Source organism: Streptomyces rishiriensis (assembly GCF_003112535.1).
In the GTDB taxonomy this organism is placed as follows: Bacteria; Actinomycetota; Actinomycetes; order Streptomycetales; family Streptomycetaceae; genus Streptomyces; species Streptomyces rishiriensis.
Genome location: NZ_BEWA01000017.1, coordinates 282909 through 307547, shown reverse-complemented (window position 1 = coordinate 307547; position 24639 = coordinate 282909). Strand labels below are relative to the sequence as shown.

Annotated in this window: 18 protein-coding genes; 10 read left to right on the top strand and 8 right to left on the bottom strand. The window is 74.4% G+C overall.

From position 1 onward, the window contains the following. Window positions 1-12: 12 nt before the first annotated feature. On the bottom strand, window positions 13-2112 hold the full coding sequence (locus tag Sri02f_RS29240) for a WD40 repeat domain-containing protein (RefSeq protein WP_109004318.1): 2100 nt from the start codon (window positions 2110-2112) through the stop codon (window positions 13-15). A gap of 226 nt (window positions 2113-2338) precedes the next feature. Between Sri02f_RS29240 and Sri02f_RS29235 the strand changes: the two genes are divergently transcribed. The 5 genes from Sri02f_RS29235 to Sri02f_RS29215 all read left to right on the top strand — a co-directional run bounded on the left by Sri02f_RS29235 (window position 2339) and on the right by Sri02f_RS29215 (window position 6609). After that, window positions 2339-2509, top strand: a complete 171-nt coding sequence (locus Sri02f_RS29235; protein ID WP_069767885.1) for a DUF5670 family protein — start codon at window positions 2339-2341, stop codon at window positions 2507-2509. A gap of 454 nt (window positions 2510-2963) precedes the next feature. Then, window positions 2964-3800, top strand: coding sequence for a UbiA family prenyltransferase (locus tag Sri02f_RS29230; RefSeq protein WP_245970851.1), 837 nt, complete (start codon window positions 2964-2966; stop codon window positions 3798-3800). 148 nt (window positions 3801-3948) lie between these two features. Beyond that, on the top strand, window positions 3949-5031 hold the full coding sequence (locus Sri02f_RS29225; protein ID WP_109004316.1) for a type III polyketide synthase: 1083 nt from the start codon (window positions 3949-3951) through the stop codon (window positions 5029-5031). 5 nt (window positions 5032-5036) lie between these two features. Beyond that, entirely contained in the window at window positions 5037-5546 is a 510-nt protein-coding gene (locus tag Sri02f_RS29220) for an isoprenylcysteine carboxyl methyltransferase family protein (RefSeq protein ID WP_218029903.1), read from the top strand. A gap of 10 nt (window positions 5547-5556) precedes the next feature. After that, window positions 5557-6609, top strand: coding sequence for an FAD-dependent oxidoreductase (locus tag Sri02f_RS29215; RefSeq protein WP_109004314.1), 1053 nt, complete (start codon window positions 5557-5559; stop codon window positions 6607-6609). Between the two features lie 119 nt (window positions 6610-6728). On the opposite strand, the gene Sri02f_RS29210 is transcribed toward Sri02f_RS29215, so the two are convergent. Further along, on the bottom strand, window positions 6729-8654 hold the full coding sequence (locus tag Sri02f_RS29210; RefSeq protein WP_109004313.1) for an ABC transporter ATP-binding protein: 1926 nt from the start codon (window positions 8652-8654) through the stop codon (window positions 6729-6731). Window positions 8655-8894: 240 nt separating this feature from the next. Here Sri02f_RS29210 and Sri02f_RS29205 point away from each other — a divergent pair, with 240 nt between their 5' ends. Then, entirely contained in the window at window positions 8895-9860 is a 966-nt protein-coding gene (locus tag Sri02f_RS29205) for a lysylphosphatidylglycerol synthase transmembrane domain-containing protein (protein WP_245970850.1), read from the top strand. 380 nt (window positions 9861-10240) lie between these two features. Further along, window positions 10241-11338 carry a mechanosensitive ion channel family protein gene (locus tag Sri02f_RS29200; protein ID WP_167467640.1) on the top strand — a complete coding sequence of 366 codons (1098 nt, stop codon included), beginning with the start codon at window positions 10241-10243 and terminating at the stop codon, window positions 11336-11338. Window positions 11339-11353: 15 nt separating this feature from the next. On the opposite strand, the gene Sri02f_RS29195 is transcribed toward Sri02f_RS29200, so the two are convergent. After that, the gene (locus Sri02f_RS29195) at window positions 11354-12895 is read right to left on the bottom strand and encodes a M1 family metallopeptidase (RefSeq protein WP_109004311.1); all 1542 of its coding nucleotides are present in this window, start codon (window positions 12893-12895) and stop codon (window positions 11354-11356) included. Between the two features lie 205 nt (window positions 12896-13100). Between Sri02f_RS29195 and Sri02f_RS29190 the strand changes: the two genes are divergently transcribed. Further along, a complete protein-coding gene (locus Sri02f_RS29190) occupies window positions 13101-15320 on the top strand; it encodes an NADP-dependent isocitrate dehydrogenase (protein ID WP_109004310.1) in 2220 nt (739 codons plus the stop codon). A gap of 107 nt (window positions 15321-15427) precedes the next feature. On the opposite strand, the gene Sri02f_RS29185 is transcribed toward Sri02f_RS29190, so the two are convergent. Continuing rightward, window positions 15428-15769 carry a DUF5713 family protein gene (locus Sri02f_RS29185; RefSeq protein ID WP_109004309.1) on the bottom strand — a complete coding sequence of 114 codons (342 nt, stop codon included), beginning with the start codon at window positions 15767-15769 and terminating at the stop codon, window positions 15428-15430. A gap of 88 nt (window positions 15770-15857) precedes the next feature. On the opposite strand from Sri02f_RS29185, the gene Sri02f_RS29180 reads away from it, so the two are divergent. Continuing rightward, complete coding sequence (locus Sri02f_RS29180) at window positions 15858-16661, top strand: N-formylglutamate amidohydrolase (protein WP_109004308.1); 804 nt, start codon at window positions 15858-15860, stop codon at window positions 16659-16661. Window positions 16662-16935: 274 nt separating this feature from the next. On the opposite strand, the gene Sri02f_RS29175 is transcribed toward Sri02f_RS29180, so the two are convergent. Genes Sri02f_RS29175 through Sri02f_RS29165 form a run of 3 tightly spaced genes read right to left on the bottom strand, consistent with a single transcriptional unit; the run spans window position 16936 to window position 19542 of the window. Beyond that, entirely contained in the window at window positions 16936-17460 is a 525-nt protein-coding gene (locus Sri02f_RS29175) for a hypothetical protein (RefSeq protein ID WP_373865137.1), read from the bottom strand. Window positions 17461-17474: 14 nt separating this feature from the next. Beyond that, window positions 17475-18113, bottom strand: coding sequence for an RNA polymerase sigma factor (locus Sri02f_RS29170; protein ID WP_174855722.1), 639 nt, complete (start codon window positions 18111-18113; stop codon window positions 17475-17477). Between the two features lie 7 nt (window positions 18114-18120). Continuing rightward, the gene (locus tag Sri02f_RS29165; RefSeq protein WP_109004306.1) at window positions 18121-19542 is read right to left on the bottom strand and encodes a S8/S53 family peptidase; all 1422 of its coding nucleotides are present in this window, start codon (window positions 19540-19542) and stop codon (window positions 18121-18123) included. A gap of 278 nt (window positions 19543-19820) precedes the next feature. Between Sri02f_RS29165 and Sri02f_RS29160 the strand changes: the two genes are divergently transcribed. After that, window positions 19821-22400: a CHAT domain-containing protein gene (locus tag Sri02f_RS29160; RefSeq protein ID WP_167467642.1), complete on the top strand. Its 2580-nt coding sequence runs from the start codon at window positions 19821-19823 to the stop codon at window positions 22398-22400. Window positions 22401-22413: 13 nt separating this feature from the next. On the opposite strand, the gene Sri02f_RS29155 is transcribed toward Sri02f_RS29160, so the two are convergent. Next, window positions 22414-24594: a LuxR C-terminal-related transcriptional regulator gene (locus Sri02f_RS29155; RefSeq protein WP_109004304.1), complete on the bottom strand. Its 2181-nt coding sequence runs from the start codon at window positions 24592-24594 to the stop codon at window positions 22414-22416. Window positions 24595-24639: the final 45 nt, after the last annotated feature.

The window sequence follows — 24639 nt, the reverse complement described above, 5'->3', positions numbered from 1 at the left end:
GGGACCGGGCGGTCAGCGGTGGGCCAGGACCGCGATGTCCGACCCGAAACCGACCACGAGCCGCCCGTCCGGCGCCACCGCCACCGCCTTGACCCCGGCCGGGAAGACGTACGCGCCGGTCTGCTGTCCCGTGGTCGCGTCCCACACCCGCACGGTTGCGTCGTCGCCTCCGGTGGCGACCACGACGCGGCCGTCCAGCACGGCCGCCGCCCCTGCCCGCACGTCGCCGGTGTGTCCCGTCAAGGGCGGCCCCAGTGGTTCGCCCGTTGCCAGGTCACACAGGTGGACGTGGTGCGATCCGTCGCCGGTCACGATGACGTCGCGGCCTGCGAGCGTTTCCAACGCCAGGGCCCGGACGCCGTTCTGCCGCGGCTCCAGGCCGATCCATGCGCTCGTGGTCAGGTCCCACACGCGTCCTGTGTGGGTCACCGCGACGAAACGGTCCTCCCGTGCCGCGAAGAACTGGATGGACGAGCTGGCGTACTCCGTCGTCGACCGTCCGTGCAGCTGTTCCCGGGTGGCCAGGTCCCACATGCGCACCGTCTCGGCCCGGTCCCGCATGATCAGGGTGGGCCGTCCCTGCACCGTGCCCACGCTCAGCAGATCCACGGCGCCGGTCTGCCCCGTCAGGGGCTCACCGATCTGTCCCCCGTCGTCGAGGTCCAGGATCCGCAGGCCGTCCGGGTCCGCGGTGACGACGACGGAACGGCCGTCCACGACGGCGACGGCGAACTTCTGCACGGGCCGTGCCCGGCCGGCCGGCAGGTCGCCCGTCCCCCTCTCGCCGTCCAGGTCCCAGACGCGCACCGATCCGTCGTCGCCGCCGGTGACGGCGAGGCACCGCCCCTTCACCACCGCTGTCGCCACTCCTCGCACGGTCGCTTCGTGGCCGACCAGCGGCAGGCACAGATGCCTGAGGGTGGACAGATCCCACACCTGGACGGGCATACGGCCGGCGTATCCGACGAGCGCGGCGGGGCGGCCGTGGAGCACTCTCACGGCCGCCGTCTCCACGGACCCGGCCGGCACGGGCTCTCCGACCTCCTCGCCCGTGGCCAGGTCCGCGATGCGCACCTCGTAGGAGTCGGCGCTCAGGGCCAGCGCGCACTCGGACGCCGGGTCCGTCGCCAGGACGTGCGTCGTGGCGTTGAGCTCCAGGGTGACGCAGAGGCGCATCTCCCCGTCCGTGACCGCGGGAGGCTCCTCGGCGTGATCGCTCCGGGCGCCGAGCTCCTGTCCCGTGATCAGGTCCCACGTCCGGACGACTCCCTCGGAGTGGCCGGTGAGAGCGATCGGACGGCCGCGCCGTGTGGCCGTCGCCAGGGCGGAGACGGTGCCCGTGCGGATGGTCAGGAGCTCGTCGCCGCGGGTGAGGGCGGCCGGATCCCACACCCGCACCACACCGTCGGTGCCGGCGCCGACCACGACGGGACGGCCCTCGACCGATTGGGCCGCGAGCAGGGTGACCCACTCGTCGTCGCCGACCCGGAACGAACCGGCGAGTTCTCCCTCGTCGAGGTCCCACACCCGGACCGTCCCTTCGTAACCGCTGGTCGCAGCGAGGGGACGGCCGTCCAGCACCACCGTGGTCAGCGCACGCACCGCGCCGGTGTGTCCGGTCACGGCCTTGCCGAGATCGCGGCCGGTGGTCAGATCCCACCAGTGCAGCGTGCCGTCCTTGCAGCCGGCGACCGCCAGTCCACGGTCCTCCACGACCGCGGTCGCCACCGCGCCCACCTCGTCCGGCGCGGGCAGCGCGTACCGCAGCCGGGAGTCCAGGCCGCTGCCGGTCGCCCACCGCACGACCCACGGGCCCTCGGTCTCCCGGCCGACCGGCACCTCGGCGATGTCCCTCGCCAGCTCCCGGTCTCCGTACCGGGCGGCGTCCAGCGCCAGCACCTGCCGCCGCACCTGCGCGCCGGCGTCACGGTGCACATGCCCCGACGCCCGGTACACGGCAGCGGCAGAGGCCTCCCGTCGCCCGGCAGCGCCGTCCAGCGCCGCCAGGACCTGCTCCGGGTCGCCGTGCACCAGCCACTCCGGATCGGCCGGCCGGCCGCCCGGCGCCGCGACCTCGCGGGCCGGACCATCGCTTCGGAGATCTTCAGACATGACCGGCACGGTAACCACCCCACCGGCCTCGCCGCACGCAGGGAGGCGAACCTCGGTAGCGATATACGTAGTTCCACGCACCGGCACCGGTATGGCACGGTCACGGGCACGGGCGACCACCCGGGCGCAGGCACGGCACTTCCCGCAGGAACCGTGAAGAAACCAGGTGATTCGGCCGTATGTTCCTCGATTCGCCGGGCACCAGGACCGACGGAGGTCGATAACTATGGTTCCCCTGCTTCTCGTTCTGCTTCTGGCCCTGATCCTGTTCGGCGCGGGCTTCGCGCTGAAGGCACTGTGGTGGATCGCCGTCGTCGTGCTGGTCGTCTGGCTGCTGGGCTTCGTCATGCGCAGCGCGGACACCGGCGGCCGGCGGGGCCGCTGGTACCGCTGGTAGATCCACCGCACGATCGCCGTCCTGTGGGCCCCGGGAACACCCGGGGCCCACAGCCGTGTTCCGCACCAGGACATCTCTCCGGCAAATGGTGTAACAACCACCTTCCCGGGCACGAGGGTTCATAGCTGGGGCCCGGTGATGCAGCGGAACCTGCGCCTCCAACCACCGGACCCCAGCCGCACCCCGCCACCGCACCCCGCCACCGCGCACCGTCTTCAGCGGGTGGCGACGCGGCTCGCGTCCACCGGATGCCGGAGCGCCTCGTGTGAGCGGGCGGGCGGCGTGGCAGCATGCCCCTCATGGTCACCGGCGCGACAGGAAGCAGCGGCTCTGCCGGACGAGGCCCGTGTGCCGCACCTGCCGTCCCCCCGGACGCGGCGCGCTCGCGCACGGTGTGCGGCGCGTTCGGCCCCGCGATCCGTCACGCGCGGGGCGAGGTGGAGCACCCGTGCCCGTGACGACCCGCACGCGCCCGGGCCTGCCCGGACCGCCTCCCGTGCCCGCGCTGCTCGCCGCCGCTCACGGCGGGCCGGCCCTCGCGGTCACCGTCGTCGCCGGTCTGCTCGCGGTCCGCGGCGGGCTGCGTCCGCTCGACGCCGTCGTCGTCACCGCGGCGGTCCTCGCCGGCCAGCTCACCGTCGGCTGGGGCAACGACCTGCTGGACCTGCGCCGCGACCGCGCCGTCGGTCGCACGGACAAGCCGTTGGCCGTCGGCAGCCTCCCGGTCGGCCGGGCGGCGCGAGCCCTGGCCGTCGCCGCGGTCGCCTGCCTCGTGCTGTCCGCGCTCGCCGGCTGGCGCACCGCGCTGGTCAACGCCACCCTGGCCACCGGCGCGGGACATGCCTACAACCTCGGGCTCAAGGCGACCGTGTGGTCCTGGGCGCCGTACGCCTGCGCCTTCGGGACGCTGCCCTCGGTCCTCACCCTCGCCGGACCCGACCGGGCGTGGGCGCCCCTGTGGATGACCGGCGCCGGCGCCGCGCTCGGCGTGGGGGCACATCTGCTCAACACGCTGCCCGACCTCGCCGACGACGAACGCACCGGCGTCCGCGGTCTGCCGCACCGGATCGGCGCGCGTGGCTCCCGCGTCCTCGCCGCCGTGCTGCTGCCCGCCGCCTCGCTGCTCACCGTGCTCGGCCCGGAAGGAAGGCCCCCGGCCTGGGCGTGGGCGGCCCTCGCCCTGGTGATCGTCCTCGCGGTGCTCACGCTGGTGACCCGCGGCCGTGCTCCCTTCCGGGCCGCGGTGGCCATCGCCCTGGTCGACGTCGCGCTGCTCGTGGCGGTCCGGTGACGGCTCCCGCGGTCCGCCGCACCGGCCTGACGGCGCCGGTCTGCGCACCGGCCCGCCCCCCATCGGCCGACCCGGCGGCGCGGCGAGCCGTCCCTTCGCCTGCCCCCGGTCCCATCGGCCCGCCGAACAGCCGACCACAGGAGCCAGCATGACCATGCGCGTCCTCAGCGTCCGCGGCGCCCTGCCCGAGCACCGACACCGTCAGGAGGAGATCACCGAGTACCTGGCCGCCACGCTGGCCAGGGCCGACCGCTCCGTCCTGGAGCGGTTCCACCGCAATGTGTGCGTCGAGACCCGGCACACCGTGCTTCCGCTGCGCGAGTACGCCCGACTCGGCGACTTCGGCCGGTCGAACGACGTCTTCATCCGGGCCGGCGTCGAGCTCGGCGCCCGCGCGGTCGTCGACGCGCTCAAGGACGTCGGGCTCACGCCGGCCGACGTCGACTACATCGTGTCCTGCACGGTGACGGGCCTGGCGGTGCCCTCGCTGGAGGCGCGCGTCGCGGCGGAGATCGGGCTGCGGCCCGACGTGGTGCGCCTGCCGCTCGTCGGCCTGGGGTGTGTGGCGGGGGCGGCCGGCGTCGCCCGCCTGCACGACCTGCTGCGCGGCAGACCGGACGGGGTCGCGGTGCTGATGTCGGTCGAGCTGTGCTCGCTCACCCTGCAGCGCGACGACGCCTCGGTCGCCAACCTCGTGGCCAGCGGACTGTTCGGGGACGGCGCCGCAGCGGTCGTCGCCGTCGGCTCCGGGCATCCGCTCGCGCGGTCCGACGACCCGGCCCGGCCCGAGGTGCTCGCGTCGCGCAGCCGTCTCTACCCCGACTCGGAGCGCATGATGGGCTGGGACGTCGGCTCCGGCGGGCTGCGGATCGTGCTCGACGCCTCGGTCCCCGACCTGGTGCGCCGTCACGTCGGCGACGACGTCCGCGGCTTCCTCGCCGACCACGGGCTGGCCCGTGACGACGTCCGCTGGTACGTGGCGCACCCCGGCGGCCCCAAGGTCCTCGAAGCGCTGCAGGACGCCCTGGAGGTCGATCGGGACGCCCTGGGCCTGACCTGGGACTCGCTGCGCCGGATCGGCAACCTCTCCTCCGCCTCGGTCCTGCACGTCATGGCGGACACGCTCGCCGACCGTCCGCCCCCGCCCGGCTCCCACGGCCTCATGCTCGCCATGGGGCCGGGGTTCTGTTCCGAGCTGGTGCTCCTGCGCGCTCCCGACGGTGAGCGGTGAACAGCGTGGCCGCGTTCACCGTCCTGGTCGTGGCGGTCGGTCTGGAGCGGGTGGCCGAACTGGCCGTGTCCCGCCGCAACGCCGCCGTCAGCCTGGCGCGGGGCGGTGAGGAGTGCGGGCGGGGGCACTACCCGTTCATGGTGGCCCTGCACGCGGGACTGCTCCTCGGCGCGCTCGTGGAGGTGTGGACGCGCCGGCCGGACACCTCGGCCGTCCTCGCCTGGGCCATGTTCGCGCTCGTCGTGGCCGCGCAGGCGCTGCGCTGGTGGTGCATCGCCACCCTGGGACCGCAGTGGAACACCCGCGTGATCGTCGTGCCGGGCGCCGCGCGCGTGACGGGCGGCCCCTACCGGCTGCTCCCGCATCCCAACTACGTCGCCGTGGTGGTGGAGGGGGTCGCGCTCCCGCTGGTGCACTCGGCGTGGATCACGGCCGTCGTCTTCACCACGCTGAACGGGTTCCTGCTCGCCACCCGCATCCGGACCGAGGACGCGGCTCTGACACGGCTGGCCTGAAGGGGCGCACATGGACCTGCTCATCGTCGGCGCGGGCCCCGCGGGCCTGGCGACGGCCCTGCACGCGGCGCGGGCCGGGCTCGACGTCGCCGTGTGGGAGCAGCGCGCCGGCGTCGTCGACAAGGCCTGCGGCGAGGGGCTGATGCCGGGCGCGGTGGCCGCACTGGCGGCGCTCGGCGTGCGCCCGCCGGGGCGCGACCTGCACGGCATCCGTTACGTGGCCGGAGCACGCCATGTCGACGCCGACTTCCGCGCGGGCCCGGGCCGCGGGGTGCGGCGTACGACCCTGCACGCGGCGCTGCGCGAGGCGGTGGCGGCCGCGGGCGTACGGGTCGAGCGGCGCACCGCGCGCCGGGTCGAGCAGGACGAGGGCGGTGTGCGGGTCGACGGGACGCGCGCCGGTCACCTCGTCGCCGCCGACGGGCTGCACTCGCCGATCCGCCGGGCCCTGGGACTGGACCGGCCGCGCGGGGGCGCCCCGCGGCACGGGCTGCGGCGCCACTATCTGACCGCCCCCTGGAGCGACCACGTCGAGGTGCACTGGGCCCGCCGTGCGGAGGCCTATGTGACCCCGGTGGCCGACGGCCTCGTGGGCGTCGCGGTGCTCACCGCCGCCCGCGGAGCGTTCGACGACCACCTGGCCGCCTTCCCCGAGCTGCGGGAACGGCTGGCCGGGGCGGTGCCCGCCGGGCCGGTGCGCGGGGCGGGCCCGCTCCGTCAGGACGCCGGTGCGCGCACCGCCGGCCGGGTGCTGCTCGTCGGCGACGCCGCGGGCTATGTCGACGCGCTGACCGGCGAGGGCATCGCGCTGGCCCTGGCGCAGGCGCAGGCGGCCGTCCGGGCGGTCAGGGGCGGCGACCCCGCGGGCTACGAGCGGGAGTGGCGGCGGCTCACCCGGCGCTACCGCTGGCTGACCCTCGCGCTGCTGGGCGCGACGCGGGCGCCGCCGGCCCGCGCGGCGCTGGTGCCTCTGGCGCAGGGGCTGCCGTGGCTGTTCCGCGCGGGCGTCGACGCGCTGGCCCGCCCGGCCGGACGGCATGGACGGGCGGACCTGCCGAGCTGATGGCCTCGGCCGCCGTCGGCGCCGTGCCGGAGGGCGGCGTCGGGTACGGACCACGGCCCGCGGTGAGGCTCCTGTACGGGACACCCCTCGCCGGATGCCGGACGGGCGCTCGGAACGCCTCAGAGGGCGGCCGCTTCGCTCACCTGCGCCGCCTCGGTCGGCTCCGTCTCGTCGGCCGCCTCGGTCGGCTCCGGCTGCTCGAACTGGGTGCGGTACAGCTCCGCGTACCGTCCGCCGGCCGCCAGGAGTTCCTCGTGCGTGCCGCGTTCCACGATGCGCCCGGACTCGACGACCAGGATGAGGTCGGCGGCGCGCACGGTGGACAGACGGTGGGCGATGACGAGCGCGGTGCGGTCCGCGAGGGCCTCGGCGAGGGCTTCCTGGACGGCGGCCTCGGAGGTGTTGTCCAGGTGCGCGGTGGCCTCGTCGAGGATGACGACGCGCTGACCGGCCAGCAGCAGCCGGGCGATGGTCATGCGCTGGCGTTCGCCGCCGGAGAGCCGGTAGCCGCGCTCGCCGACCACGGTGTCCAGGCCGTCGGGCAGGGAACGGACGAGGTCGTCGAGGCGGGAGCGGCGCAGGGCGTCCCAGAGCGCGTCGTCGTCGGCCCCGGGCCGGGCGAGCAGGAGGTTGGCGCGGACGGTGTCGTGGAAGAGATGGCCGTCCTGGGTCACCATGCCGAGGGTGGCCCGCAGGGAGGCCGCGCTGAGCTCCCGGACGTCGACGCCGCCGATGCGGACGGCGCCCTCGTCGACGTCGTACAGCCGGGGCAGGAGCTGGGCGATGGTCGACTTGCCGGCGCCGGAGGAGCCGACGAGGGCGACGGTCTGCCCGGGATCGGCGCGGAAGGAGACGCCGTGCAGGACCTCGTCGCCCCCGCGGGTGTCCAGGGCGGCGACCTCCTCCAGGGAGGCGAGCGAGACCTTGTCGGCGGAGGGGTAGCCGAAGCGGACGTCGTCGAACTCGACGGAGACCGGGCCCTCGGGCGCCTCGCGGGCGTCCGGCTTCTCCTCGATGAGCGGCTTCAGATCGAGCACCTCGAAGACCCGCTCGAAGCTGACCAGGGCGCTCATGACCTCCACGCGGGCCCCGGCGAGGGCGGTGAGCGGGGCGTACAGGCGGGTCAGGAGCAGCGCGAGGGCGACGACGGCGCCGGGTTCCAGGGAGCCGCTCAGGGCGAGGCGGCCGCCGAGTCCGTAGACGAGGGCGAGGGCCAGGGCGGAGACCAGGGTCAGGGCGGTGATGAAGACCGACTGGGCGGTGGCCGTGCGGACGCCGATGTCGCGGACGCGGGCCGCGCGGGCCGCGAACTCGGCCGACTCCTCCTCGGGTCGGCCGAACAGCTTGACCAGGGTGGCGCCGGGCGCGGAGAACCGCTCGGTCATGCGGGTGCCCATCGCCGCGTTGAGCGCGGCCGCCTCCCGCTGCATGCCGGCCATCCGGCTGCCCATGCGGCGCGCCGGGATCACGAACACCGGCAGCAGGACGAGCGCGAGCAGCGTGACCTGCCAGGACAGGGTGAGCATGACGGCGAGGGTGAGGACCAGGGTGACCAGGTTGGAGACCACTCCGGAAAGCGTGTTGCTGAAGGCGCGCTGGGCGCCGATCACGTCGTTGTTGAGTCGGGAGACCAGCGCTCCCGTACGGGTACGTGTGAAGAACGCGACCGGCATCCGCTGCACATGATCGAACACGGCCGTGCGCAGATCGAGGATGAGCCCTTCCCCGAGCGTCGACGAGAGCCTCCTGCCGAGGATGCCGAGCGCCGCCTCCAGCACCGCGATGCCCGCGATGAGCAGCGCCAGCCGGACGACGGTGTCCGCGTCGCCGTGCGACACGATCGCGTCGACGACCCGTCCCGCGAGGACGGGAGTGGCGACGGCGAGCAGCGCGGTCAGCATCCCCAGCACCACGAACAGCGCGATGCGGCGGCGGTGCGGGCGCGCGAAGGCGCCGATGCGGCGAAGTGTCGCTCGGTCGAAGGGGCGGCGTTCCTGCTGGGCGTGCATGACGCTGTACAACTGCGTCATGGCCGTGGCGTCCATGCTCATGGAAGCGACCGTAGAACCTCCAGCTTCCTTGAGGTCAAGGTTTTCCCCACGCCCCTGCCCCCAAGGGCCCCGAACACGGTGAATTTGGACACCGCGGCCCCGTACCCGAAAGCCTCGTCCACGAAGGTCCCGTACCCGAAGGTCTCGAACACGAAGGACCCGATGACAGTACGTAATGTTCCGTCCCCGCTTCCGCAACCCGTAGTTGGCGGCGCGCGGAGAACCTCTCCGAGTGTGACGACGGTTTCGCTCCCCCCGCTCAGGCCGGCCCGGCGACTGCCGGTGCGCCAGGCCCTGTGTCTGCTGCCCCTGGTGCTCGTCACCGTGGTGGCGGTGCGGCACCGGTCCGTCCTCGTCGAAGGGGTCGCGCAGTTGCGGCGGGCCGAGTGGCCGTGGCTGCTGGCCGCCGTCGGGGCGACCTGTCTCACCTGGGTGGCGGCGGCGGTGACGCGGCAGGGCGCGGTCGTGGAGCGGCTGCCCGGGCGGCGGCTGCTGGCGACGCAGTTCGCGGCGGGCGCGGCCAACCATCTGCTGCCCACGGGGCTGGGCGCGAGCGCGGTCAACCTGCGGTTCATGACGGTGTGCGGGGTGCCGCTGGCCCGCTCCTCGGCGGCGCTGGCGCTGTACATGCTGGCGGAGGGCGTGGCGCGGGTGGGTCTGCTGGCGGTGCTGCTGCTGGTCTTCCCCGACGCGCTGCGGCTCGGCTCGCTGCTGCCGGACGGGACGCTCGGCCCGCTGCTGGCCGCGCTCGGCGCGGTCGCGCTGGCCGCGGCGGGCGCGCTCGCCCTGGTACGGCGGCTGCGGTCGGCGGTGTGCTCCTTCCTGCGCACCGCGCTGGGCGAGGCGCGCTCGGTGCACTGCCGTCCGGCCCGGGTGCTGGCGCTGTGGGGCGGCTCCCTGGCGTTCCCGGTGCTGCAGGCGGCCGGACTGGCGGCGGTGGGGCGGGCCCTGGGGCTGCCGGTGCCGGCGGCGTACATGGCGGTCGCGTATCTCGCGGCCACCGCGGCGGTCGCGCTGGTGCCGACGCCCGGCGGGATCGGTTCGGTGGAGGCCGCGCTGGTGGTGGCGCTGGTGGCGGCCGGCGGCCCGGCGGCCGCCGCCACGGCCGTGGTCCTCGGCTACCGCATCATCACCGTGTGGCTGCCGCTGGTGCCGGGCGCTCTGACGCTGGGGGCGCTGGTACGGATGAAGGTCATCTGAGCCGGCCCGTCGCCGGTGCGCCCGGGCGCCGGGATCCACTCGAGAACGTTTCCCCGCGCCCCGCGCCCCCGGGCTCGCGCTGCGAAGCCCCCCGCACGGGCACGTTCCCGGAGGCCCGTGCACCGGCCCCGGCGGGCCGGAACCGGTCGCGCGCCATGGCCGAAGTCCGCGGCTGAGCTGCGTGATTGCGCCCTCGTGGCCGGTTCCCCGGGTACGAACTCCCGTGCCGGATACGGCAGGATGAGCGGTCGCGCCTGTCCGCGAGCGAGCGGGACGGGCGACCGCACATCCCGGAACCGAGCAGGTGACATCGTGACGAGACTCCCCATCCGGCCGTCGACGGCCCCCGCGGCCGCGCACCGACTTCCCGGAGGCGACCGGTGAACCGCGCCCTCACCCTGGACGACAGCGTCATCGCCGGAATCGCCCTGGCCGCGGGCCTGTTGGCCGCCTTCCTCTCCCGCACGCTGCTGCGCTGGCTGGCCAAGCACGCCAAGCGCACCAGGTGGAGCGGCGACGACGTCATGGTGGACGCGCTGCGCACCGTGGTGCCGTGGGCGGCGATCGCCGGCGGTGCGGCGGCGGCGGCCGCGGTGCTGCCGCTGACGAAGGCCGTGCAGCACACCGTCAACCAGTCCCTCACCGTGCTGCTGATCTTCGTGGTGACGGTGTCGGCGGCGCGGGTCGTGGCCGGGCTCGTGCAGTCGGTGACCACCTCGCGCTCCGGTGTCGCCGGCTCGGCCACGATCTTCGTGAACATCACCCGGATCCTGGTCCTGGCCATCGGCTTCCTGGTCGTCCTGCAGACGCTGGGCATCTCCATAGCCCCGCTGCTCACCGCCCTGGGCGTCGGCGGTCTGGCCGTCGCGCTGGCGTTGCAGGACACCCTGGCCAACCTCTTCGCGGGCATCCACATCCTCGCCTCCAAGACCGTCCAGCCCGGCGACTACATCAAGCTGAGCAGCGGCGAGGAGGGCTATGTCGAGGACATCAACTGGCGTCAGACGACCGTGCGCGCGCTCTCCAACAACCTGGTCGTCATCCCCAACGGCCAGCTCGCGAAGTCGAACATGACCAACTACATGCGTCCCCAGCAGCAGTTGACGGTCCTGGTGCAGGTGGGCGTGGCCTACGACAGCGATCTGGAGCAGGTGGAGCGGGTGACGTCGGAGGTGATCGCGGAGGTCATGGCGGACGTGGAGGGCGCCGTGCCGGACCACGAACCGGCCATCCGCTTCCACACGTTCGGCGACTCGCGGATCGGCTTCACCGTCATCCTCGGGGTCGGCGAGTTCAGCGACCAGTACCGGATCAAGCACGAGTTCATCAAGCGCCTGCACCGCCGTTACCGCGAGGAGGGCATCCGGATCCCGGCGCCGGCCCGCACCGTGGCGCTGCAGCAGGGCGCGGTGGTGATCCCGCAGCAGCGCACCGGGGACGGGGTCGTGCAGGGCGACAGGTCCGCCCTGCACGACTGACGGCGGCGCCCGGGGTCAGAGAGTGGCCGAGTTCTCGTGCCGGCGGACGTCGGTGCGGCGGCGCGGGGCGGTGAGGGACGGGGGCGCCGGGGTGACCGTCCAGTCCGGATGGCCGGGCATCCTCGGCGTCGTCGTGCCGTACAGCCAGTCGCGCAGGAAGCCGGAGACGTCCTGCCCGCCGGCCTTCGAGGCCACGGCGATGTAGTCCTCGGTGGAGGCCGAGGAGTTGCGGTACCGGTCCAGGAAGGTCCGCTCGACGGTGTGGAAGGCGTCCTCGCCGATGAGCTGGCGCAGGGCGTACAGGACGAGGACGCCGCCCAGGTAGCGCTGGCTGTCGAAGAGGTTGACCGCGTTCGGCGCGGCGACCGGGCCGGAGGTGCTGCGCCACTGGTCGCCGCGCGCGTAGGTGTCCTTCATCCGGGCCTCGAAGGTGGTCAGGCCCAGGGAGTCCGCCCAGCCGCGCTCGTAGCGGTAGAGCAGCCCGTAGAAGTCGGCGTGGCCCTCGTTGAGCCACAGGTCGGCCCAGGTGGCGGGGCTGACGCTGTTGCCGAAGTAGGAGTGGACCAGCTCGTGCATCATGTGCGAGCCGATCTTCGGCTCCGCCTGGAGCAGGAAGTTCGGCTTGTACAGGGTGAGGGTCTGGGTCTCCAGGCCGGTGAAGTCGAAGGCGTGCGGGTCGTCGGAGTTGCAGGGCAGCAGTCCGTACGTCTCGAACGGGTAGGCGCCCAGCCGGGCCTCGAGCCACTCGACCAGGCCCGGGGTGAGGGCGAGCGCGGGCTCCAGGGCCTCGGCCCGCGCGGTGGGGACGACGTCGCGCAGGGGCAGCCCGTGCGGCCCCCGGCGCTCCTTCACGACGTAGTCGCCGACCGTGATCTGCACGAGTTCGGTGGCCATCGGCGAGCGGGAGCGGTAGGTGTACGCGGTGCGGTCGCCGGCCAGGTTCTCGGTGCACACCAGCGAGCCGTTCGCGACGGCGCGCAGGGCGGCGGGGACGGTGAGGCGGAAGGTGAAGCGCGCCTTGTCCGAGGGGTGGTCGTTGCAGGGGAACACGGTGTGCGCCGAGTCCGGCTGGGGGCATATCGCGAACCCGTCCGGGGTGGGTACCCACGCGGTGTGCGCGAGGGCGCGCCGCGGGTCGGCCGAGTACGTCACGCACACCGTGACGCGCTCCCGTGCGCACAGCGCCCGGGCGGGCGTGATCCGCAGCTTCTCGTCCGCCTGCTCGAAGGCGGCGTCGCGCCCGTCGACACGGACCGTGCGTATGTCGAGTCCGAGGGAGTCGAGGGAGAGCCGGGTGAGGGCCTGCGTGGTGTGCAGTTCCAGCGTCGCCGTGGCGTCGACGAGCGCGGTCGTCGCGTCGTAGGAGAGGTCGAGGTGGTAGGCGGCGACGCGGTAGCCCGCGTTGCCCAGGTTCGGGAAGACGGGGTCGCCGAGCGTCTCGGGCGCCGGCGCGTCGTCGGTCTTCCCGTCCGCGTAGGCCGTGTTTCCCCCCGCCAGTACTGCTGCCGTGCCGATCAGGGCGGCCGCCGGGGCCGTCACTCTGGTGCGATATCTCATGGTCCGCTTCCGCTTGGGCGGCCGGGTGGTCGGTCCGGCCGGATCAGGTCGAGGCTGTACCTGGTTGACCGCGGAAACGGCCGCTTCGGTTGCATCCGGCGGACCCCCCGGTCGCCGCGGCTGTGAGGAGACCCCTGTCGAGCCGGCCCCGGGCACGAGATATCTTGATGTCGAGCAATGTTGCAGACGTGGAGCGGAGCACCCGGTGACTGACTCGACCATCATCTATACGCACACTGACGAGGCCCCGGCCCTGGCAACGTATTCCTTCCTGCCGGTGGTCCAGGCGTACGCCTCGCAGGCGGGTGTCGCCGTGGAGACGCGGGACATCTCGCTGGCCGGACGCATCATCGCCGTCTTCCCGGAGTACCTGACCGAGGACCAGCGGATCCCGGACGCGCTGACCGAGCTGGGCGAGCTGGCCAAGACGCCCGAGGCCAACATCATCAAGCTGCCGAACATCTCGGCGTCGATCCCGCAGCTCAAGGCCGCGGTCGCCGAGCTGCAGGCCCAGGGATACGCGCTGCCGGCCTACCCGGACGACCCGAAGACCGACGAGGAGCGGGAGATCCAGGCCCGCTACGACAAGATCAAGGGCTCCGCCGTCAACCCGGTCCTGCGCGAGGGCAACTCCGACCGCCGCGCCCCCGCGTCGGTCAAGAACTACGCCAAGACCCACCCGCACCGCATGGGCGCCTGGTCGTCGGACTCCAAGACGAACGTCGCCACCATGGGCGAGAACGACTTCCGCTCCACCGAGAAGTCCGCCGTGATCTCCGAGGCGGGCTCGCTGCGCATCGAGCTGGTCGCCGCCGACGGCTCCACGACCGTCCTGCGTGAGTCCGTACCGGTCCAGAAGGACGAGGTCGTCGACGCCTCCGTGCTGCACGTCGCGGCGCTGCGGCAGTTCCTCACCGCGCAGATCGCCCGCGCCAAGGCCGAGGGCGTGCTGTTCTCGGTGCACCTCAAGGCGACGATGATGAAGGTCTCCGACCCGATCATCTTCGGCCACGTGCTCCGCGCGTTCTTCCCGAAGACCTTCGAGCAGTACGGCGCGACGCTGGCCGCGGCCGGCCTGTCCCCCAACGACGGTCTCGGGGGCATCTTCAAGGGCCTGGAGAGCCTGCCCGAGGGCGACGCGATCAAGGCGTCCTTCGACGCGGAGCTCGCCGAGGGCCCGGCCCTGGCGATGGTCGACTCCGACAAGGGCATCACCAACCTGCACGTGCCGTCCGACGTCATCGTCGACGCCTCGATGCCGGCCATGATCCGCACCTCCGGCCACATGTGGGGCCCGGACGGCGAGGAGGCCGACACCCTCGCGGTCCTGCCGGACTCCTCCTACTCCGGCGTCTACCAGGCCGTGGTCGACGACTGCCGCGCCAACGGCGCCTACGACCCCTCGACGATGGGCTCCGTCCCGAACGTCGGTCTGATGGCGCAGAAGGCCGAGGAGTACGGCTCGCACGACAAGACCTTCGAGATCAAGACCGCCGGCACGGTCCGTCTGGTCGACGGGGCCGGCAACGTGGTCATCGAGCAGGAGGTCGCCGAGGGCGACATCTTCCGCGCCTGCCAGACCAAGGACGCGCCCATCCGCGACTGGGTCAAGCTGGCCGTCACCCGCGCCCGCGCCACCGGCGACCCGGCCGTGTTCTGGCTGGACGGGACGCGCGCGCACGACGCGCAGCTGATCACCAAGGTCAACGCCTACCTGCCGGAGCACGACACCGAGGGCCTGGACATCCGCATCCTCGCCCCGGTCGAGGCCACCAAGCTGTCGGTGGAGCGCATCCGCCGCGGCGAGAACACCATCTCGGTGACGGGCAACGTCCTGCGCGACTACCTCACGGACCTGTTCCCCATCCTGGAGCTGGGCACCAGCGCCAAGATGCTGTCGGTCGTCCCGCTGATGGCGGGCGGCGGCCTGTTCGAGACGGGCGCCGGCGGCTCCGCCCCCAAGCACGTCCAGCAGCTGGTCAAGGAGAACTACCTGCGCTGGGACTCCCTGGGCGAGTTCTTCGCCCTGGTGCCGTCCTTCGAGCAGTACGCCGAGGCCACCGGCAACACCCGCGCCAAGGTCCTCGCCGACACCCTCGACCGCGCCACGGCGACCTTCCTCGACGAGGACAAGTCCCCGACCCGTCGCGTCGGCGGCATCGACAACCGCGGCAGCCACTTCTACCTGTCCCTGTACTGGGCGCAGGAGCTGGCCCGGCAGACCGACGACGCCGAGCTGGCGAAGGCCTTCACCCAGATCGCCGGGACGCTCGCCGCGAACGAGCAGACCATCGTCGACGAGCTGATCGCCGCGCAGGGCAAGCCGGCCGACATCGGCGGCTACTACCAGCCCGACCCGGCCAAGGCGGCGGCGGTCATGCGTCCCTCGGCCACCTGGAACGAGGTCCTGGCCTCGCTGAGCTGACGCGAGCGGCCCACGGGCCGCGCCCCGTCCCGACCGCGCCCCGACCGGCATCGCCCGGCCGGGACGCGGCCCGTGTCACGGCGCTGCCCGCCCGCCCGGCCGGATGCTCACCAGTCCCGGGTGCCGATGAGCTCCTCCACGTCGGCGTCCTCGAAGCCGTAGGCCCGGGCGACGAAGTGGAAGTCCTCGGCCATCTCCTCCCGGGCCACGGTCTCGATGTCGCTGTCGGCCTCCCAGAAGGCGTCCTGCAGGGCGTTGAACTCCTCGGTGGCGGCCTGTGTGAGGACGTACAGCGCGTCGAGGCCGTCGGGCCGCTCGGCCTCCACCCGCTCGCACAGGCGCAGCAGGATCTCCTTGCCCCGGTCCACCAGATGATCCGGGTAATAGTCGTCCCGGTACAGCGCCTTCAGGAACACGTGTCCTGTCACCTGCCCGTTCGTCACCGCCATGCCGCTCCCCCGCCCTGTCGCCCGTCGTGCTGTGATGGCGTGTCCGATCATGCACCACACCACTGACAACGCCCCGGGAGCCCGCCCGATGACCCCTGCCGCTGACGCGCCGTCCTTCGTGTTCCTGCCGGGCGCGGCCCGCTCGCCCGTGATCCTTCATGTGCCGCACTCGGCGCGGGAGATACCGGCCGAGGTGCGGTCGGGCATCCTCCTGGACGACGAGGCGCTGGAGCGGGAGCTCGACCACATCACCGACTCGCACACGGCCCGGATCGCCCAGGAGGCCGCGCGGACGGCGCCGCTGACGCCCTGGACGTTCGTCAACCGGCTGTCGCGGCTGGTCGTCGACCCGGAGCGGTTCCCGGACGAACGGGAGGAGATGCGGGCCGTCGGGATGGGCGCCGTCTACACGCGGACCACGCACCGCGAGCCGCTGCGGGCGGACGACACCGATCCCGGGCCGCTCGTCGCCCGCTACTTCCGGCCGTACGCGCAGGCCATGACCGACGCGGTCGCCGAGCGGCTGGCGGCCGTCGGCCGGGCCGTGGTCATCGACGTGCACTCCTACCCGGCCGCGCCGCTGCCCTACGAGCTGCACGGCGAGGGGCCGCGGCCGCCGGTGTGCCTGGGCACCGACGCCTTCCACACCCCGCCGGAGCTCCTCGCCGCCGCGCGCGAGGCCTTCGCGGAGCTCGGGGAGACCGGGCTCGACAGCCCGTTCGCCGGGACGTACGTCCCCCTGGAGTACTACGGCAGGGACTCCAGGGTGAGCGCGCTGATGGTGGAGATCCGCCGGGACACCTACATGACCGAGCCGGGCGGTCCGGCCGGACCGGGTCTCCCCCGGCTCGCCTCGGCACTGGCGGCCCTGGTGACGGCGGCCACCGCCTGACCGCCTCCCCGCCCCGGGCCCCTGTGCAAGGACCCTCCCGGTCGCGAACGGGCGCGCGGTCGGTCGGGCCCGCAGGGCGGGACGGTCGGGCCGGGCCCGGTCCGGCAGCCGCGGCCGTTCCCGCGCGGGGCTCCGGCGAGTGCGGTGATCACCGTCGGCCCGGGCACGAGCGGTGCGGCCGGGCGAGGGGCGGCTGGCGGGCGGCTGGCGGGCGGGCGGCTGGCGGGCGCCGGCTCCTGGAGCACGGCTCACGGAGCAGCGCGAGCCCGCGCGCTCAGGCGCGAAGCCACTCCGTGACGACCACCTCGCCGCCCGTGCGCAGCCGCAGGGCGAACGGGCCGGTGGGCGGCGCGGTGCTGGAGAAGCGGCCCATGTCGTCGGCGGTGAGCACGGCGGTCGCCCGTGGACCGTGCAGCACCTCGATCGCCGCCGACTGAGGCGGCAGCAGCTGCCCCAGCAGACCGTCCCCGGTCACCTCGACGTCCACCGTCAGCCCGCCGGAGTGGAAGGTCAGCATCCGCGGCACGTCCACCGCGCCCCGCACCGGGATGGCGTCCACCAGCGAGTCGAACGTCAGCTCGGCGATGCGCGCGTCGAGGTCGTGCAACGCGTAGGCCTCGATGGCGATGCGCCGCAGCTCGGCCGGTACCGGGTCCAGGATGGCGGTGGCCTCGCGGAGTTCCTCCTCCAGCCGGTCGTGATCCAACTCCTCGTCGACGAAGGGCGCTTCACCGAAGACGTCGTCCTGACCGCCGTCGTGCCCGCCGTTCGCGCCGTTGATCCCGTTCATGTCGTTCATGTCGTTCATGTCGGTCACAGTGCTCCCCGTGCGTCGAGTCGGGCGCGCAGCCGGCGCAGACATCGCTGGCGCATCGGTCCGATGCTGCCGACGGCGATGCCCAGGGCGGCCGACACCTCCTGATAGCTGGGCGGCGGCGAGGCGATGAGCACCCGCAGCAACTGCCGGCAGCGGTCGCCGAGCGCCTCGAACTCCTGCCAGAGGAAGCGGACGAGCTCGCTCTGCGCGGCCGCCTCCTCCGAGTCCAGCACCGACTGCTCCGGCGTGCGGTCCTCGCTGGCCCGGTCGAGCAGCTGGGGATCGTCGGTCGGCGTCAACCGCTTCAGGCCCTTGATCACTTTCAGGCACTCGTTGCGCGCGGTGCTCGCGAGCCACGAGCCGGCCTTGTGCGGTTCGCGGATGCGCCCCAGGTGCTGGGCGAACCGGAACCAGACGGTCTGGTACACCTCGTGCCCGTCGGCGTCCGAGAGCCGGTGTGCGCGCACCACCGACCACACCAGCGGGCTCAACCCGTCCACCAGCGCTTTCCAGGCCGCCGTGTCACCGTCGACGGCGGACCGGACGAGCGCGCCGACATCACTACGGTCCACGGTCCCACCCCTCGTGTACGGCCTGTCATCGTACGCCGTGGCGGGGCTCGTCCCGGACCTCATGCGGGCCTCACGACGGGCCCACCGGGACCGGACGCCAGGTGGGCGGAAGCAGGGCCGGCACATGCGCTCCCCGCACCTCGGCGAAGTCGGCGTGGACGGCGAGCAGTTCGCGCGCGGCGGCACGTGGGTCGCCCACCCGGTTCTCTGTCATGTGGGCGGCGACGAGCCCGGCCGCCACCGGAGTCGCGAAGGACGTCCCGCTCCAGGACGCCAGCCCCTCGAACATCACCTGGTCGGGCTTGCCCGGCGGGGTCTGCTGCGCCTCGCTCAACACCCCGGTGTGACGCGGCGACCGGCAGGTGCAGGAGTAGGTGAAGCCGTAGCGGCAGGTCTCGTAGGTGGAGTGCTGGTAGACGTAGGGAACGGGGGTGTCGAAGCCGGTGAGGGCGCTGACGAGCCGCTCGCCGGGCGCGAACACCTTCACCCAGGAGCCGTGGTTGCTGAAACAGGCGCCGAACTCGCCGTCCCCGCGCAGCGCGCCCACCGACAGCACGGCGTCGGCGTGATCGGGCGACGAGGCGTAGGCCGCGGGCCAGAAGGGCGCGGCGCTGGCGTTGTTGCCGGCGGCGGCGACCAACAGGGTGTCGCGGACGCGGAGTTCCTCCATGAACGCGGCCACGCCGAGCAGGCCGTCCAGCCGGCCGTTGGAGGTGCCGGCGGAGAGGCTGATGATGTCGGGCCAGCCGTCCTCGACGGCGTCGAAGAGCCGGTCGCCGAACTCGGACTCCAGGATCGCGCCGGCGTCGTTGAGGGTGCCGCGCACGGTGACGTCGGTGTGCGGCGCGACGGCCGCGACGAGTCCCGCGATGAACGTGCCGTGACCGACGTACTGCTGGAGGACGCCCTCGTCGTCGGTCTCCCTGACCTGGACGTCGCCCTCGGTGCGGGCCAGCAGCGGGTAGGAGCGGTAGTCGTGGGTCAGGCCGGTGTCGATGACGAGCACGCCGACGCGGTCGCCGGGGTCGCCGCCCGTCCGCGCCGGGGCGGGGTTGGGCTGTTCGGCGCGCGCGACGGGCACCGGCTCGTCGCCGGGGCAGGCGTTGACGGCGATGGACACCACGTGGTTGCGGCTGACCAGTCGGCGGCCGGTGCGCCCCTCCGTCTCGCGCAGCGCGCGCAGTGCCCCCGCCACGGCGCGGTCGCCGGCCCGGCCGCCCTCCCCCGGGTCGCCGACGCGGATGCGGGTGATGCCCGAGCGGTTGGTGTGCGGTCCCGCGCGGCGCACGTGGTCGGGGACCAGGCCCTCGGTCGCGGTGAAGTGCGAGCGGACGGCGTCCTCGACTACCTGGGCCTCCTCGCCGTCGCGGGCGAGGACGACGCCCTTCTCGTAGATGAACTCGGCGGAGTCGTCCGGTCCCATCGCCAACGGGACGTCGGGCAGCGAACGTTGGATCTGGTCGAACTGCTCGTGGAATCGCTGTGGTGCCATGGCGTGTCCTCCCCCTGCGGCCAGTGGTCGTCAGCAAGACCCGCTGGACGGCCGTCTGATACAGGTGGTGCGACGGCGGATGAGGGCGTCGCGGTTGCGCTGCACGCCCCTTCCCGCCCCCTCCCGCCTCTTCGCGCCCCTTCGTCTCACCGAAACCGTTGACGCGACGTCCGATTGTTACTGGTGGATACGGCTCCCAACCGGTGTCGCCCGCAGAGCGGAGCACTACCATCCGTGGAGTGACCGCGGGAAACGACTCGGTTCTCGAACTGCTGCCGATGGTGTTCGCCGCCCCGGGCGACGCGTTGTCGCGGGCGGAAGGAGTGCTGGGCACCGATCCGACGCCGTTGCACGCCTCGGTCGCCCACCAGGTGATCGGCATCTGGCACCGGGACTGGGGCGACATGCGTCTCGCCCTGGACCATCTGCGCCGTGCCCGGGATCTCGCGGCGCGCGCGGACTCGCCCGAGCGGGAGGCGGACGTCCTCGGCACGCTGGGGGTGGCGCTGGTGCACGCGGGCCGCACCCGGGAGGGGCTGGAGGCTTTCGAGCGGGGCGTCGAGCGCGGCTCCGGCCACACCCGCGCGCGGGTGCTCTACCGGCGGGCCTACTCCCAGTGGGTGCTCGGCCACCACCGCGAGGCGCTGGAGGACGTGCGCCGGGCGATCCCCGTACTGCGTCAGGTGGACGACGTCATCTGGACGGCGCGCGCCCTCACCCTGCGCGCCACCGTGCATCTCGCGCTCGGGGCGGTGGACCGCGCGGAGGCCGACTTCACCGCGGCCGAGGCGCTGTGGGACACCACCGGCCAGGAGCACGACAAGGCCGACGCGGTGGAGAGCCGGGGCCTGGCCGCGTTCCGCTCCGGGGACGTCCCGGCCGCGCTGCGGCTCCTCGACGAGGCGGAGGAGCGGTACGCCAAGCTCGGCACGCCCACCTTCATGCTCGACATCCGGCGCTGTGAGGTCCTGATGGCGGCCGGTCTGGCTCCCGAGGCGCTGGCCGAGGCGGACGCGGCCATCGGCGTCCTCGACGGCATCGGCGGGCAGTCCACCCGCAAGGCGGAGCTGATGCTGGCCGCCGCGAAGGCGGCACGGCTGGCGGGCGACCCCGGTACGGCGATCGCGCGCGCCGCCGTGGCCGAGCGGCTCTTCGCGGGCCAGCGGCGCACCTGGTGGGAGGCGCACGCGCGGCTCGTGCTGATCGAGGCGCGCGTCGCCACCGGCCGCGGCTCCGGCCGGCTGGTCGCGGACGCCGCACGGCTGGCGGAGCGGCTGGCCGCCTTCCAGGCGCCGGCCGCGCCCGAGGCCTGGCTGCTGGCGGGCCGGATCGCGCTGGGCCTGAACTGGAGCACGGACGCCGAACGGTATCTGCAGATCGCCGCGCGCAGCCGGCGCAGCGGTCCGCCGCTGGCCCGGATGACGGGCTGGGCGGCGCAGGCACTGTGGGCGCGGGCGACGGGCTCGGACCGTGGCGTGCTGGAGGCCTGCCGGCGCGGACTCGACGTCCTCGACGCCCACCGCATGACGCTGGGCGCCTCCGAGCTGCGCGCCCGGGCCACCGCCCAGGGAGCCGAACTCGCCGCGCTGGCACAGGAGGTGAGCCTGGAGCGGGGCGGGCCGCGGCGGTTGCTGGCGTGGAGCGAACGCTGGCGGGCCACGGCGCTGTCCACGCCGCCCACCCGGCCGCCCACCGATCCCGCGCTGCTGAGCGGGCTGACCGCCTTCCGGGTGATCGCCGCCCGCGCCGAGGCCGCCCGCATGGAAGGGCGGCCGGTGCCCGCCCTGGAGCGTGAACAGCGGCGTCTGGAACGGGAGATCCGCTCCAGGACCCTCCACAGCCGCGGGGGCCCGGGCCGGGGCGGCGAACGGTTCGGCGGGGACCGGTTCGACGCGGGCCGGCTGCTGGAGCGGCTCGGCGAGGGGCGCCTCGTCGAACTGGCGGTGCTGGCCGGGCGGGTCCAGGTGCTGGTGTGCGGGGGCGGGCGGGTGCGCCGGTTCGCGGGCGGACTGCTCGCCGAGGCGGAGAGGGAGGCCGAGCACGTCCAGGCGGGGCTGCGCCGGCTGGCGCATCCCGGCGCGGAGGGCCGGCTGCCGGTCGTGGAGGCGGCGGGCCGGCGGCTGGAGGAGCTGCTGCTGGGCGAGGCGGCCGCGCATCTGGGCTCCGGCCCCGTCGTGGTGGTGCCGCCGGCCCGGCTGCACCGGGTGCCGTGGGCGCTGCTGCCGTCGCTGCGCGAGCGGGTGCTGAGCGTGTCGCCGTCGGCGAGCGGCTGGCTGCGGGCGCGGGACACGGAGGCGCCGCCGGGCGGCCGCCAGGTCCTGGTGCGCGGACCGGGGCTGGACACCGGCGGGGCGGAGGTGCCGGAGGTGGCCGGCCGCTACGGCAGGCCCGTCGTGCTGGAGCAGGAGGAGGCCCGTGTCCCGCGCGTGCTGCGGGAGCTGGACGGGGCCGCGCTGGCGCACATCGCCGCGCACGGCGCGTTCCGCGCGGACAGCCCGATGTTCTCGTCGCTGCGCATGGCGGACGGGCCGCTGATCGTGCACGACTTCGAGCGGCTGGCCCGCAGTCCGTACCGGATCATCCTCTCCAGCTGCGACACGGCCCGGCTCGCGTCGGTCGGCGCGGACGAACTCCTCGGCCTGGTCACGGCGTTGCTGCCGCTGGGCACGGCGGGCGTGGTGGCCAGCAGCGCGCCCGTCAACGACGCCGCGGTCGTTCCGCTGATGCTGGCCCTGCACAAGGGCGTCAGCGCGGGCCTGTCCCTGGCCGAGGCGCTGCGCGACGCGCGGGCCGCGCTTCCGGGGGACGCCGTCCACCAGGCCACGGGCTGGGCGTTCACGGCGTTCGGCGCGGCCTGAACGGACCGCCCGCTCAGGCCGGTTGCCCGTCCGGCAGCTCGACCAGCCACGGGAGGGAACCGCGGTCGCCGGCTCCGAGACGGGTGTAGGCGCCGTAGAGGTGGTTGCCGACCGTGCGCACGGACAGCGTGAGGCGCTCGGCGATCTGCCGGTTGCTGAGGCCTGCCGCGGCGAGGGTGACGATCTGCCGCTGACGGGCGGTGAGTTCGCCCAGGACCAGCCCCGCCAGCGCCGGGGTGCGGGCCCCCTGGCAGCGTCGGGCGAGGGCGGCGGCCCGGGTGCGGGCGGTGCGTGCCGCGCCCGCGTCCCGGTGGACGCGGGCGGCCTGCGCGTGCGCCTCGGCCGCGAAGAGGAGCAGCCCGCGCTCCTCCAGCTCGGCGGCGACCGCGTCCAGGGCGGGCCCGTCGGCCCGCGCGAGCGCATGGGCGTGGCGGGCGAGCACGCCGCCGGGCGGGAGGACCCGTGCGGCCCGCTCGGGCACGCCGAGGCGCACGGCGTCGTAGACGGTGTAGGGGTCGTCCGGGGCGCAGGTACCGGCGGAATGCGGGCCACCGCCCTCGGCGGCGGGACGGACGGCGCGGGGCGGAGCCGTGCCGGGACCCGGACGCGAGGGCAGGGAAGGGGTGGTGAAGTGAAGGTGAACCGGCTCCCGGGCCTTCGAGGCGGTGTCCGCGCTCGCGTGCCCACGCGCGGAAGCGGCGCCGGCCCGTGCCCCGGCCGACGCCACCGCCTCGGAGACGGTGTCCGGGCACGCCCGCCCGGGAACGGAAGCGGCGGCGGCCGGGGCGTCCGGCGACCCGAGCGCCTTCGGGACAGTCCGAGGACCCGCCCGCCCGGCATCGGGAACGGCCGCGGTCGGGGCGTCGGGCAGCGGCAGCGCTTTCTGGGCGGTGCCGAGGTCTCCGCGGGCCGCGGGAGGCCAGGGGGCCGTGCCGGGGTGGGCGGCGAGCGGATCGATCAGTTCGCCCGTCTCCCCCGACTGGGCTGCCGCCAGGGCCCGTTCGATACGGCAGGCAGGGTCGTGCGGGTCGGCGGCCAGGCCCTCCCGAGCCCAGGCCGCCGCCTCGCGCAGTTCTCCCCGCAGCCGTGAGAAGCGCGCGCGGACGGCGGCGTACCACGGCGGAACCGGCTCCCCCTCCGCGAGGAGCCACTCCCCCACGGGCGTGGGCGTCGCGCGCACGTCGACCCGGTCGATGCGGCGGGCCAGCCCGGCCGCCTCGGCCGCGAGGGCGGGGGCGGTGGGCGGCCGGGCGCCGGAGAGCCTCCTCGCGCGCAGCGGGCCGGCCGCGGCCCGCAGAGCGGGACCGTGCAGCGGGTGCGCCAGACGGACGGCGGTGCCGTCGACGACGTCGAGGAGGCCGTCCGCCTCCAGGCGTTCGAGGATCCGCAGGTCGAGGGAGTCCGTCGGCAGCGGCAGGGGTTCGGCGAAGGCGAGGCGTTCGAGGGTGTCGCGTTCGTCGGGGCAGGGACGGGCGAGGACGGCCGCCGCGCGTTCCCGCAGGGCGGGCGTCAGCGGAAGCGGGCCGCGCCACTCCCAGGCGTCGCCGTTCGCGTCCCGGCCCGGCAGCCGCCGCTCGCGGACCGCGTCCAGCAGGTCCCGCAGCAGGCGCAGGTCGCCCCGGCACAGACGGTGCAGCCGGTGGGCGGCGAGGGGCTCGACGGGGCCGCCCGCGCCGCCCGTGAGGAGCTGGGCGGTCTCCTCCCGGGGCAGGGGTCGCAGGGCGAGGCGGGGCAGCAGTTCGCCGGTCCACAGCCGGGACACGGCCGCGGGCGTGGGCGCTCCGTCCGTGACGAGGACCAGCAGCCGGGTGCGCCCCTGCACGGCCAGCTGGTGGAGCAGGGCGGCGGAGGCGTCGTCCAGCAGGTGGGCGTCGTCGACCACCAGGAGCCGCACGGCGGAGAGGAGCCGGACGGCGCGGTGCAGGGTGACGTCTTCGGGGAGCAGGTGGGCGAAGGCGGCGAAGGGCAGGTCGCGCACTCCGGCGGGGCCGGGCGCGCCGGCCACCCGGGCGCATTCGGCGCCGCCCACCGCCTCCAGGGCCAGCCGGCTGCGACCGCAGCCCGCCGGTCCGGTGACCACGATGCCGGGCCGGCCCGCCGCCAGGCAGTGGCGGACGAGCTCCAGCTCCTCGTCGCGGCCCGTGAACGGCCACGGCGGTCGCAGGGTCCCGGCCCGGGGTTCGATGCTCGTCACGTCTATGGGAGCCGGGGTACTCACGCCTGATACAGGGCGACTTGA